13 protein-coding genes are annotated in these 13,023 nt (G+C 32.9%); 7 read left to right on the forward strand and 6 right to left on the reverse strand.

The window, feature by feature from the left end; all coding sequences use genetic code 11:
* From Q4487_RS13840 to Q4487_RS13870, 7 genes are all read left to right on the forward strand, one after another.
* On the forward strand, positions 1-1,119 hold a 1,119-nt coding region (locus Q4487_RS13840), incomplete at its 5' end, for a hypothetical protein (RefSeq protein ID WP_303544662.1).
* 31 nt (positions 1,120-1,150) lie between these two features.
* A complete protein-coding gene (locus Q4487_RS13845) occupies positions 1,151-3,169 on the forward strand; it encodes a gliding motility-associated C-terminal domain-containing protein (protein ID WP_303544665.1) in 2,019 nt (672 codons plus the stop codon).
* Between the two features lie 10 nt (positions 3,170-3,179).
* The gene (locus Q4487_RS13850) at positions 3,180-4,130 is read left to right on the forward strand and encodes a type IX secretion system membrane protein PorP/SprF (protein ID WP_100895143.1); all 951 of its coding nucleotides are present in this window, start codon (positions 3,180-3,182) and stop codon (positions 4,128-4,130) included.
* Positions 4,131-4,237: 107 nt separating this feature from the next.
* Positions 4,238-4,765, forward strand: a complete 528-nt coding sequence (idi, locus tag Q4487_RS13855; protein ID WP_100895144.1) for an isopentenyl-diphosphate Delta-isomerase — start codon at positions 4,238-4,240, stop codon at positions 4,763-4,765.
* A gap of 1 nt (position 4,766) precedes the next feature.
* Entirely contained in the window at positions 4,767-5,177 is a 411-nt protein-coding gene (locus tag Q4487_RS13860; RefSeq protein WP_303544671.1) for a 6-carboxytetrahydropterin synthase, read from the forward strand.
* Positions 5,178-5,204: 27 nt separating this feature from the next.
* Positions 5,205-6,167, forward strand: a complete 963-nt coding sequence (locus Q4487_RS13865) for a type I phosphomannose isomerase catalytic subunit (RefSeq protein WP_303544673.1) — start codon at positions 5,205-5,207, stop codon at positions 6,165-6,167.
* Between the two features lie 77 nt (positions 6,168-6,244).
* Positions 6,245-6,514: a hypothetical protein gene (locus Q4487_RS13870; RefSeq protein WP_100895147.1), complete on the forward strand. Its 270-nt coding sequence runs from the start codon at positions 6,245-6,247 to the stop codon at positions 6,512-6,514.
* Positions 6,515-6,571: 57 nt separating this feature from the next.
* Here the strand turns inward: Q4487_RS13870 and Q4487_RS13875 are convergent, their stop codons facing one another.
* From Q4487_RS13875 to Q4487_RS13900, 6 genes are all read right to left on the reverse strand, one after another.
* Positions 6,572-7,282: a DUF4369 domain-containing protein gene (locus Q4487_RS13875; RefSeq protein ID WP_303544677.1), complete on the reverse strand. Its 711-nt coding sequence runs from the start codon at positions 7,280-7,282 to the stop codon at positions 6,572-6,574.
* 84 nt (positions 7,283-7,366) lie between these two features.
* Positions 7,367-8,668 carry a DUF819 domain-containing protein gene (locus Q4487_RS13880; protein WP_100895149.1) on the reverse strand — a complete coding sequence of 434 codons (1,302 nt, stop codon included), beginning with the start codon at positions 8,666-8,668 and terminating at the stop codon, positions 7,367-7,369.
* Between the two features lie 40 nt (positions 8,669-8,708).
* Positions 8,709-9,509, reverse strand: coding sequence for a Cof-type HAD-IIB family hydrolase (locus Q4487_RS13885; RefSeq protein ID WP_303544682.1), 801 nt, complete (start codon positions 9,507-9,509; stop codon positions 8,709-8,711).
* A 20-nt stretch (positions 9,510-9,529) separates the two neighbouring features.
* Positions 9,530-10,468 carry an alpha/beta hydrolase gene (locus Q4487_RS13890; RefSeq protein ID WP_303544684.1) on the reverse strand — a complete coding sequence of 313 codons (939 nt, stop codon included), beginning with the start codon at positions 10,466-10,468 and terminating at the stop codon, positions 9,530-9,532.
* A 2-nt stretch (positions 10,469-10,470) separates the two neighbouring features.
* A complete protein-coding gene (locus Q4487_RS13895) occupies positions 10,471-10,641 on the reverse strand; it encodes a DUF4177 domain-containing protein (RefSeq protein WP_271081366.1) in 171 nt (56 codons plus the stop codon).
* A gap of 48 nt (positions 10,642-10,689) precedes the next feature.
* Complete coding sequence (locus Q4487_RS13900) at positions 10,690-12,936, reverse strand: transglycosylase domain-containing protein (RefSeq protein WP_303544688.1); 2,247 nt, start codon at positions 12,934-12,936, stop codon at positions 10,690-10,692.
* Between the last annotated feature and the right edge of the window lie 87 nt (positions 12,937-13,023).

Raw genomic sequence — 13,023 nt, forward strand, 5'->3', positions numbered from 1 at the left:
TTAAAAGGAGATCAGGGTGACCAGGGAATCCAAGGAGAAAAAGGAGACCAAGGAGATCAGGGAATTCAAGGTATTCAAGGAGAAACTGGAGCACAAGGATTAAAAGGAGATCAGGGTGATCAGGGAATCCAAGGAGAAAAAGGAGATCAAGGAGATCAGGGAATTCAAGGTATTCAAGGACCACAGGGTCAAAAAGGAGACAAGGGAGATCAAGGTGATAGAGGAGTAACAGGAGCACAAGGCCCGCAAGGTCCACAAGGACCTCAAGGTCAACCTGGACAAAATGGTCAAAATGGTCAAAAAGGAGACAAAGGTGATCAAGGTGATAGAGGAGCAACTGGAGCACAGGGGCCTCAAGGTCCAGCAGGAGCAAAAGGTGATGCAGGTGACCCAGCAACTGATGATCAGACTTTAAGTTTATCTGGTACAGATTTAACTATTTCAGGTGGTAATACTATAGATATTAGTAGTATTGATACAGATAATCAAAGTATACGTAATTTGGGTTTTTCAGGAACAACGTTAACTGTAGGTATAGAAGATGGTTCTTCACAAACAGTTAGTTTGGCAGCATTAGCAGATAACCAAAGTATACGTAATTTAGGCTTATCAGGAACAACGTTAACCGTAGGTATAGAAGATGGTTCCTCTCAAACAGTTAGTTTAGCATCATTAGCAAATACAGATGATCAGTTTGATGATGAAGTTGATTTGCGTACACCAATTGATGTTGATGAAGGTGGTGAAGCATCTCCAACAGCAGAAACTAATGTGCAAGAAGTAATACAAGCAATTGCACCTATTACATCTAAAGCAGCACGTATATTTTACCCGCCTTCTGTAGAAGTAGATGTTGCAACAAATGGTACTAAGACATTAGATTTATATGACGAGTATATTAAGCAATATGGTACACCAACTATTGGTAGTGCAGGTGCACCATCAGCTTTACCAACATATACTAGAACAGAATTATACTACTATGTAACTTATGCAGATCCTACAGTATTTAATACAGGCACAATGTCTATTAATGCTAACGGAGTGTTAACATACACAGTAACTAATCAACCTACAGACTATAATACGTTAATTAACGTTGTATTTGTAGTAAAGTAAGCTAAAGCGAATAAAAACTTATCCTAGAAATTTGAAATCAATTAAAACATATAAATTTTTATTCGTTCTGCTACTTGGCTTGTTTTGCGCTAATGTAGTTAGTGCTCAATTTTTATTGCAAGCACCTAATAGTACAGACGAGAATAATTATAAATGGTATAACGCGGCAGATACAAGTACTGTTTTGGGTACAGACTTCTTCTATGAGGTGAGTCAGCCTGGAGTATATTTTGCAACATATGACGGCACATTGTGCGGTAAAAATGCAACTACCTACTTTATATTAACCGACTGTAACACTCCAGATAATGAGGTTACATTAGACGTGTCACCTAATGTGCCTCCGGGAGCAACAGTTAGTTGGTCTCCAATTTTAACAGGAGATCAAACAGCACCACAAGTAACAGCGACTAAAGATGTTATAAAATATGTGGCAACATTATTAAAAGCAGGTAACTCTGTTAAATTACCAAGTTTTACGGTAGTTTGTATGAGCGAAGCTAGTGATTTGCAAGACGATATTGTTTCTGTAGATGAAGACGATTCTATAGTTATAGATATCTTTGATAACGACAATGGGCTGCCTAATCCGGGAACCTTAACAACGTCAGACCCGGTAAATGGAACTGTTACCATTGATGATAACGGTACTCCAAACGACCCATCTGATGATATTGTTACGTATGTGCCAAACCCAGATTATAATGGTCCAGATTCTTTTACATACACTGTATGTAATACCTATGGAGATTGTAGTACGGCAACAGTAGATATTACAGTAGTACCTATTTTAGATACACAAGATGATGTTGTTGCAACTAATGAAGATGAGACAATTGTAATAGATAATTGGGATTTAAATGATAACGATTTACCAACAGATGGCACGTTTACAGTAACAGACCCAACTAATGGTACAATTATAGTAGATGATAATGGTACACCTAACGATCCGTCTGATGACGTAATAACATATACACCTAACCCAGGTTATATAGGTCAAGATACTTTTACATATACTATTTGTGATACACTTAGTAACTGTAGCACGTCTACAATAACAGTGATTGTTAATGAAGCAGCAATGACAGATTTAGATGCAGATAATGATGGTATTCTAGATAGTTTTGAAGATCTTAATTTAGATGGAGATAATGATCCAGCAACAGATGCAACAGATACAGACGGTGATGGTATTCCAGATTATTTAGATATTGATTCTGATGATGACGGTATTCCAGATAATGTAGAAGCACAAACAACAAACGATTACATACAACCAAGTGGTTTAGATGAAAACGGTAACGGTTTAGATGATGCATATGAAACAGATGGTAATTTAGGAATATTCCCTGTAGATACAGATGGTGATAGCTTACCAGATTATTTAGATGAGGATAGTGACAATGATGGTGTTCCAGATGTAATAGAAGCTAACGATACAGATAGTAATGGTATTCCAGATGATATATTTGTAGGCTCTGATAAGGATAACGATGGTCTAGATGATGGCTTTGAAGGAGCAACTACTATTGATGATGATAAAAACGATGAGATAGATGATCCTATAAATGACTTACCAAACTCAGATGGTGATGGAGAGTTAGATTATAGAGATACCGATGATGATGGTGATGGTATACCAACCATTGATGAAGATATTAATAAAGATGATGATTTTGCAAATGATGATGCAGATGGTGACGGAATTCCAGATTATTTAGATTTTCCAGAATCAGAAGAAGATGGTATAGAAATATTTAATGTAGTAACTCCAAATGGAGATGGTATACATGATGTACTTAAAATAACAGGACTAGAAAGATTCCCTAACAACACTCTTAGAATATATAACAGATGGGGAGTTCAAGTATTTGTAACCAAGTCTTATGATACTCAAAATAATAATTTTGATGGTACATCTCACGGTAGAGTTACCATAAATAAAGACAAAAAACTTCCGGTTGGTACGTATTTCTATGTGTTAGATTATACTACCCCAGCAGGTAAAACTAAACAGCTTAGCGGCTACATATATTTAAACAAATAGCATTAAGTTTATGAGCGCAAAAACAAAACAGTACAAACTAATAGTAGCAACTATGCTACTGTTAGCTCTTGGTACATTATCAGGTTGGGCACAGCAAGATGCACAATACACACAGTATATGTACAACACTATAAGTATAAATCCGGCTTATGCAGGTTCTCGTGGTCATATGAGTGTTGGTTTATTGCATAGATCTCAGTGGGTTGGCTTAGACGGTGCACCAAAAACGCAAACTTTTAATTTTCACACACCTTTAGGATATAGAGGTGTTGGAGTAGGTTTTTCTGTAGTTAACGATGTTATTGGTCCAACTTCAGAAACATATTTTGATGGTGATTTTTCATACACAATATATACTTCTTTAGAAGGTAAGTTGTCATTTGGTTTAAAAGCAAGTGCACATTTATTAGATGTTCGTTTTTCAGAATTAAACCAGGATAATAGTAATGGTGTAGATCCTACTCTACAAGAAGATATTAACAATAAATTTTCTCCTAATGTAGGAGCGGGTATCTATTACCATACAGAAAAATTTTATGTTGGTTTGTCTGCGCCAAGAATTTTACAGACGAAACATTTTGATGAGTCTTCTTTTTCTACTGCTAATGAGCAAATGAATATTTACTTAATGACAGGTTATGTTTTTGACCTTAATCCCAACTTAAAATTTAAACCAACAATATTAACTAAAGGAGTAAAAGGAGCGCCGTTACAGGTAGATGTTTCTGCTAACTTTATGCTTAATGATAAGTTTATTATAGGAGGAGCTTACCGTTGGAGTGCAGCATTTAGTGGTATGTTTGGTTTTCAGGTGTCTGAAGATTTTATGATTGGTTTGGCTTATGATAAAGAAACTACAGAGCTAGGAAGTACATCTTTTAATGATGGTTCTTTTGAAATAATGCTACGTTACGACTTTATAAAAACAAAGAAAAATTTAAAATCACCTAGATTCTTTTAACACATAATCTTAGTTTAAAACATACGAAAAACACTTTTACTTGTAAAGGTGTTTTTTCTTTTTTATAGTGCTCATAAATAACATAAAGGTCTTATTTTTGTAAGACTATGATTGAAGAACAGGTAATATTAGTTAACGAGCAAGACGAGCAGGTTGGTACTATGGGTAAAATGGAAGCGCATGAAAAAGCACTTCTTCATAGAGCATTTTCTGTTTTTGTTATGAATGATAAAGGGGAAACAATGCTGCAACAACGTGCATCAGAAAAATACCATTCACCATTATTATGGACAAACACTTGTTGTAGTCACCAAAGAGTAGGTGAGTCTAACCTAGAAGCTGGAAAAAGAAGGCTACAAGAAGAAATGGGTTTTGTTACAGAGCTTAAAGAGTTATTTTCATTTATATATAAAGCTCCTTTTGATAATGGTTTAACAGAACATGAACTAGATCATGTAATGATTGGTAAGTTTAATGCAGAACCCAATATTAATAAGGAAGAGGTACAAGACTGGAAATGGATGGCTCTTGATGATATTAAAAAAGATATCAGTAATAATCCAAAAAACTATACAGAATGGTTTAAGATAATTTTTGACCGTTTTCATAAATACACCCTGCAAAACCAATACTAGTATGAAAGTAAAAGTAAGTAGAAAAGCACATTTTAATGCAGCTCACAGGTTGCATAACAAAAAATGGGATGCAGATAAAAACAAAGCTGTTTTTGGTTTGTGTAGCAATCCTAATTACCATGGCCACAACTATGAGCTTATAGTTAGTGTAGAAGGAGAAATAGATCCAGAAACTGGTTTTGTTATGGATATGAAGGTTTTAAAAGACCTTATTAAAGAGAAAGTAGAAAACGCTTTAGATCATAAAAACTTAAATGTTGAAGTGTCAGATTTTAAAGAGCTTAATCCTACAGCAGAAAACATAGCTGTGGTTATTTGGAACAAGCTTAGACCAGAGATTGATGCCTCAAAAAATTTAGAAGTAGTATTGTATGAGACACCACGTAATTACGTAACATACTCAGGACAGTAAAAAATAATAAACCAAAACAACACATATATGTATCCGTTAAAATTTAATCCTATTTTAAAAGAAAGACTTTGGGGTGGTACCAAGTTAAGAGATGTTTTAAATAAATCTATAGAAAATGATATTACTGGAGAAAGCTGGGAGCTGTCTACGGTAAAAGGAGATGTTTCTGTGGTTTCTAACGGAGATTTAGCAGGTGCATCTTTACAAGAATTGATAAATACAAAAACTAATGACCTTTTAGGAAAAAGTGTTGCAGAACGTTTTGGAACAGAATTTCCTATACTAATTAAGTTTATAGACGCAAAACAAGACCTATCTATACAGCTACATCCTAATGATGAGTTAGCTAAAAAAAGACATAACTCTTTTGGTAAAACGGAGATGTGGTACGTTATGGATGCAGACCAAGACGCTGAGCTTATTGTGGGTTTTAATAAAGATGTAGCTAAAGAAGAGTACGCTGCAAGTATTAAAAATGATACGTTACTAGATTTATTAAATTACGAAAAGGTAAAAGAAGGCGATACTTTTTTTATTAATACAGGAAAAATACACGCAATTGGTGCAGGGGTTCTATTAGCTGAAATTCAGCAAACCTCAGATGTTACTTATAGAGTATTTGATTTTAACCGTAAAGATAAAAACGGCAATCTAAGAGAGCTACATACAGAACAAGCTTTAGATGCTATAGATTATACTAAAAAGGACGATTTTAAAGTGGCATACAATACACAGTCAAACGCTGTAAATACAATGGTAGATTGCCCTTACTTTAAAACTAATTTTATAGAGTTAACAGATAATATTAAGCAAGATGTAATAAATAGAGATTCTTTTACTATTTATATGTGTGTTGGAGGTTCTGCAACTGTAAAAAACGAATTTGGAGAAGCTGATTTAGTAAAAGGGGAAACTATTTTAGTCCCAGCACTTTCAAAATCTATAGAAATAATTTCTAGTGGGGCTAAGTTATTAGAAGTTACAATTTAATACTTAATCTAATATATTAAGGGTAAGAAACTCTTTGTATAAGTTAAATATGTATTTTTGCATAAAAATAAATACAAATGGCAAGCATTAAAGATTTAAAAAAAGATATCAATTTTGTTTTAGGAGATATTATTGAAGCAGTTTACTTTTGGGAAGCAACTTCAAACTCTAAAGATTCTAAAGAAGGTTCTAAAGTTATAGATTCTGCAATTGCTACTTTTGATGAGTTAATCGCAAAGGTAAATAAGAAAGACGTAGATAACAGAAGTAAGCATTTAAATGCTGTACGTAAAGAACTAGAAACTAAAGCTACAGAGTTAGTAGCAGAGGTTAACAAATTAGGTTAATTTTTACGATACTTATAGAATAAAAAACATCCGCCATTGGCGGATGTTTTTTTATGTTTATTTGTTAGCAGCTTTTACTTTGCTAATATGTTCCTTTAGCTCTTTACCGTATTTGGATACAGACACACTATCTGGTAGTGAATTGTAAATAGAGTCTAAATATTTTACGTTAACATCTGGTACTTCTGTTAATGCTAAATATGGTGCTACGTAAGACTCTTTATGGTTTAATGAGTAGTTTAAAGCATATAAATAACCACGCAAATTATTTTTAGATAACATTTTGTTTAAAGAATCTATAGCTTGTTCATTACCTTGTATACCTGGTAATTGTGCAGTTTGTGCTAAACGTAAAGCCTCAGCATTAAACTTAGATGCATTTTTTCTAAACTCTTCTAATTTTTCTTGTGACTTAGATCCTTCTATTTTAGCTTTTAAAGCAAAAGTATTCCAAGCAGTATTTATTGTAATATTTCCTGGTTCTCCAAAAAATGTAATTCTATCATTAAATTCAGAGTTGTCAGACTTGTCTAAATACAAGTAAAATATTTCAGGACTTTCTAACTCAGTTGTAAGCGTATAATTACCGTCGCCTTTAATTTGTAAAGAATCAACTGTAACTAAAACAGTATCATTCACTTTTTGCAAATACAATGTTCCTTTCTTAAGGCCTTTTACATTACCAGAAACAGTCATAGTGTTTTTAGTTGTAGAATTACAAGCAACAATGCTTATGCCAAGAAGAAACAGAAGAAAAAATCTATTCATTTTATAATTATTTAAGTGCAGCAAATATCACTAATTTTTCTTAAAAAAAGGTTAATGCTTTTTGTTTTGTGTATAACTTTTTAATTATAGGGCAGAGGCAACTTCCATAAGGTATGCACATAATAATGCACCTCCAGTACCAACTACATAACCAAAAACAGCAAGTAATACGCCAACAGATGTTAAAGATGGGTGAAACTCTGCAGCTACAATTGGTGCAGAAGCAGCACCACCAACATTTGCTTGGCTACCCACTGCCAAAAAGAAGTAAGGAGCTCTAATAAGTTTAGCTACTAAAATTAATAAACCAGCGTGTATGGCAATCCATATTAGGCCAATAACAATAAGTCCTGGGTTCTCTAATACTTTACCTAAATCCATTTTCATACCAATAGTGGCAACTAAAATATATATAAAAACACCACCTATTTTACTAGCGCCAGCACCTTCTAAATTTTTAGCTTTTGTAAAAGATAGTGCTATACCTGCTATTGTTGCCAATACTACCATCCAGAAAAAGCTAGAACCTAAAAAGGATAAAAAACTTTTTTTATCTGCTACAGCAGCAACATTATTTTCTAAATAAGAACTTATGTTACCACCTAAAAAATGAGCTAAACCTACTGCAGTAAATGCAAAGAAAAGCAACATCATATAATCTTGTGTGGTTGGCGTTCTTGTTATTTTTTCTGTAAAAGCAGTCACTTTTACTTTTAGTGTTTCTATGGCAGATGCATCTGCCTTTAACCATTTGTCAATTTTTGTGGTTTTGCCTACACCTAATAAAATAATGGCCATCCAAATGTTAGCTACTACAACATCTATAAGCACCATACCACCGTATTTTTCTGGGTTATACTGAAAAATTTCTAGCATAGCAGCTTGGTTTGCACCACCACCTATCCAACTACCAGCAATAGTAGATAGTCCTCTCCAAATGGCATCAAAATCGTTGCCGCCAACAGTTTCTGGAGAAAAAACTGATACAATTAATATAGCTATTGGCCCGCCAATAATAATGCCAACAGAACCTGTTAAAAACATAATTAAAGCTTTAGAACCTAGGTTAGTAATAGCTTTTAAATCTATACTCAATGTCATTAAAACTAAAGCTGCAGGTAACAAATACCTACTTGCCATATGGTAAAGTCCAGACTCGTGTTCTGTTATAACACCAGCATCATCTACTGTTTTCCAAGTTTCTGCAATAATACCTGTAGAAGTTAAAATTGCAGGTAGTAAATAACAAAGTAAAATACCAGGAACAATGGTGTAAAATTTACTCCAAAAGCCTGTTTTTTTAGCTGAGGTGTAAAAAACAAAACCTAAGCAAAGAGTTAATAATCCAAAAACAACTTTATCATCTGTAATAAGTGGTTCTAACATAAATAGTCTAGTTCTAAAAGGTGAGTTTTCTCAAATATACTTAAATTAAGATGTTTTGCTTTATAAAATGCGCAACTCCGTTCTCTGTGTTTTTAAGCGTTACGTGCTTAGCAATTGCCTTAACTTCTGATCTTCCGTTTTCTACAGCAACACCACAGCCTACGTGGGTTAGCATTTCCATATCATTATAATTATCACCAAAAGCAATTACCTCTTCTAAAGTTTCATTCTGTAATAACAATTCTATAGCAGATAGTTTAGATATAGTTTTAGGAGCAACTTCTATTAAAGTATCATTAGATCTGTAAAAATGTAGACTTTCTCCTAAGGTAGACGTTAAAACACTAAAAATAGCATCTGTAGTCTCTTTAGTACCCATTAGCATAATTTTATGTGCGCCAACTTTTCTTTTACTCCAGTTGCTTAAGGTTACTTTTGTATCTTCAAAAATAGGTTCTGCTTTGGTATGGTGAATTTCTTTTTGCACACGTTCAGAGTCTTCTGGTACGTACCATTCATCCATATAATACAAGCCCATTTTTACAGTGTGTTCTTCTGCAATTTTGTGTATGGTTTGCAATTCTTTGCTACTTATAAAGGTAGAAAACAGTTGTTTGTCATTATCTAGAACCAAAGCACCATTATAGCAAATAATAGGCAAGTTTTGTATGCCTAATCTTTCTTGTAAATAGCGCATAGATTTTGGCATTCTGGCAGAAACTAAAATTACTTTAAGGTGGTTTTTTATTCTGTTTATTTCTGATATGGTTACGTCAGAAACATCATTTTTTGTGGTAAGTAAGGTTCCGTCTAAATCAGAACACAAAATTTTATAAGTCATTATTATTGGTTCTCAAGTTTTTATTTAGATACAAATTTATCTATGGTATTAATAAGTTCGTTAGATATTTTATAGTCTTTTGATGTATAAGCTTCTTGGTTTTCAACTATAGAATTTACAACTTTTAAAACGTGATTCATTTTAGGAATAATTTTTAAAGTAGCTTTAGGGTGTGCGTCTTTTAATAATTGTGCATCGTCTGTACTAACTTGAAGGTCCGAATCGCCATTTAAAAGTAATACAGGAATCTGTAATTTTTTAATTTCAGTAGCAGGGTTTACTGTAGCCCATTCTTTTATAAATTTTTGATAAACTGGTTGAAAAACACTCATTAAAAGCGGGTTAACCTCTTTAATAGTATCAGTTTGTACTAACTCTTCAAATTGTTCTTTTGCTGCTTGGCCTAAACTTGGGTTTTGTGCTGTTAATTGTTCTACAATTGTTTTGTCAAAAGTTTTTCCTGGTCCGGCTAATGATATGTAAGAAGTAACAGCTTTATCATTACGAGCATTAATGGCTAATATACCAACCAAAGAACCTTGGCTATGCCCAATTATAGTAATGCCACTAAAGCGTTTGTCGTTTTTAAAATAATCTATAGCTACGTTAGCATCATCTACAAAACCTTTAAAGCTAATATCTTTTATGCTTTTTAAATTGTTAATGTTAGCAGATCTCTTGTCATAACTATAAAAAGAAATACCTTTAGTGTTTAAACTATCTCTAAGAGTTTTTATGTAACCAATTTGCATTGCTGTACCCACTTGGTTACCATTGCGATCTCCATTACCAGAACCTTGAATAAAAATTACAAGAGGTGTTTTCTTTTTAGAAGGAGCAACAGTTAAGGTGCCAGGTAAGCTAATGTCTCCGTTTTTTAAACCTAGTTCTTCAGTTTTTACTTCTTGAGCAAAAATTAGAATTGGGAATACTAGACACAGTATTAGTAGTTTTTTCATAATTACCTGTTTTTATCGCGCTCTAAAATTACCTTAAATAAACTTGAGCTATTCATAACAATAGAAGATTTTACTACCCAACCTTGTTTAGCTAATGTGTTTAATTCATTTTCAAAATCACTATCTGTATTGCGAAATTTGGTTCTTTGTCTAATAATTTTGTATTCCTTCATTTTCTTGTTGGCGTTTTGTTAGAGTTGGCTAAATATATTAATAAGCAGTTAACTACGTTTAAAATCCTTTCTTTTTTTCTTGTTAGGATTTTTAAATAGACGTTTAAAAAAACCATCTTTTTTGGTAGGATCACAGTCCAACAACTGTAAAACGGCATCTGTAGGTTTTTTAAATTTTGCTTTTGTTATGTGGTTAAAATCAGAATCTTTATTCATTTTTTGCAGAAATAAGGCAAAAGCAGGTAGTGCAGCATTTGCACCTTGACCAAGAGCTGTACTTTTAAACCCTATTTCATGGTTGTCTAATCCAACCCAAGTAACACTTACCAATTTTGGAGTTACACCTACAAACCAAGCATCTTTATTGTTTTGTGTAGTACCCGTTTTACCAGCAATATCATTAGTTAATTTGTAACTATTGCGTATTCTAGAAGCGGTACCAGAGTTAATTGTTGCTTTCATTAACTCTAACATAATCATATTAGTTTCATTAGAAAACGCAGCTTGCTTAGCAATTTTAGGTTCAAAGGTTTCTATAATAGAGTCTTTGCTAGTAGTAATTTGTTTAATTAAAAACGGAGTGCTGTGTTTGCCATTATTTGCAAAAGTGGTGTATGCTTTTGCAAGCTCGTTAATTTTAACTTCTGCTGTACCTAAAGCCAAAGAAGGTTGGTTAGGTAGTTCTGTAGAAATACCCATTTTTTTAGCTTGTTCAATTGTATTTTTTATTCCTGCTTTTTCTAAAACTTTTACAGCAACTGTGTTTACAGAGTTACTTAAAGCCTCTTCCATAGAGTAGTTAAGGAAAGTCTCATCTTTAGAGCCAGAGTTAGACGGGCTCCATTGTTTTAAATTTTTATATTCTACTTCTTGAGCAGAAAAGTAGGTGCAAGGGCCAATACCTTGTTCTAATGCTGTAGTGTATACAATTGGTTTAAAAGTAGAACCAACTTGCCTTTTACTTTGCGATATATGATCGTACTTAAAGTGTTTAAAGTTAACACCGCCAATCCAAACTTTTACTTCTCCGGTAGCAGGGTCTACAGCCAAAGAGCCAATATTTAAAAACTTACTATAATGTTTAATACTATCTATAGTACTTGCTTGTATTGTAATGTCTTTATCCCAAGTGGCTAAAGTCATTGTCTTTTTTTTATTTAAAGAGTCTAATATTTGTTTTTTAGGTAAGTCTAATGCTATTAATTTTTTATAGGGTAATGATTGCTTTACGGCCTTATTAATACTATTTTTATTGGTTAGCCAAGGAGCATTTTTGCCATAACTTTTTTCAAAGTCAGACTGTAATTTTTTCATATGCTCTTGCATTGCTTCTTCGGCCAATACCTGCATTTTATAATTTAAAGTAGTGTATATTTTTAACCCAGATGTATAAATATTTAAATCGCTACCAGCATTATTCTTTTCTTTTGCCCATTTTAACAATTGTTTTCTAACTTCCTCTCTAAAGTAAGGGGCAATACCATCATTATAATTATAGTCTCTATAGTTTAACTTTAAAGGTGTATTAATAAGACTATCTTTTTGTTTTTCCTTTAAAAAACTATTATTGTACATAGTTTGCATAACTAAATTTCTACGGTTAGTACTTTTTTTAGGAAAAACTCTTGGGTTGTAACCATATGTTGCTTTTAGCATACCAATTAAAGTTGCTGCCTCTGCAATACTCAGTTCTTTAGTATGTTTATTAAAAAATTTTAATGATGCACTTTCAATGCCGTGTGTATTATCTCCAAAAGAAACCTGATTTAAATAATGGTACAGTATTTCTTCTTTACTGTAAATACTCTCTAATCTACGAGCAACAAACATTTCTTTAAGTTTAGCAACAACTAAATTAAGCTTGCCACGTTTGGTTCTTGGATATAAGTTTTTTGCTAATTGCTGACTTATAGTGCTACCACCACCAGAAGATTTATCTTGCAATAGAATACTTTTAAAAGCTACCCTAAGCATACTTTTATAGTCTATACCGCTATGACTGTAAAAACGCTCGTCTTCAATAGAAACTAATGCTTCTGTTAAGTGTTTTGGAAAATCAGTAAAAGGAATTGGTTGCCTGTCTTGTAAATAATATTTGCCAATTAAAACACTGTCTGCAGAATAAACTTCTGATGCTTGTTGGTATTTTAAAGATGTTAACTCTTTTTTACTTGGTATTTTGCCCCAAACACCAATATAAACACTTGTTATAAATAGTAGAATAACTACTGTAAAAGCAAGTAATGCTATAATAGTATACCTTAAATATGGACTCTTTATTTTCTTTAATATCAAAATAGGATGTTTTTGTGTATAAGGATAAGTTAAAAAATTAAATGGAACTAAAAAATAACATTACTTTAAGTTACATTTTTTACTTTT

This window comes from Cellulophaga sp. 3_MG-2023 (genome assembly GCF_030546975.1).
In the GTDB taxonomy this organism is placed as follows: Bacteria; Bacteroidota; Bacteroidia; order Flavobacteriales; family Flavobacteriaceae; genus Cellulophaga.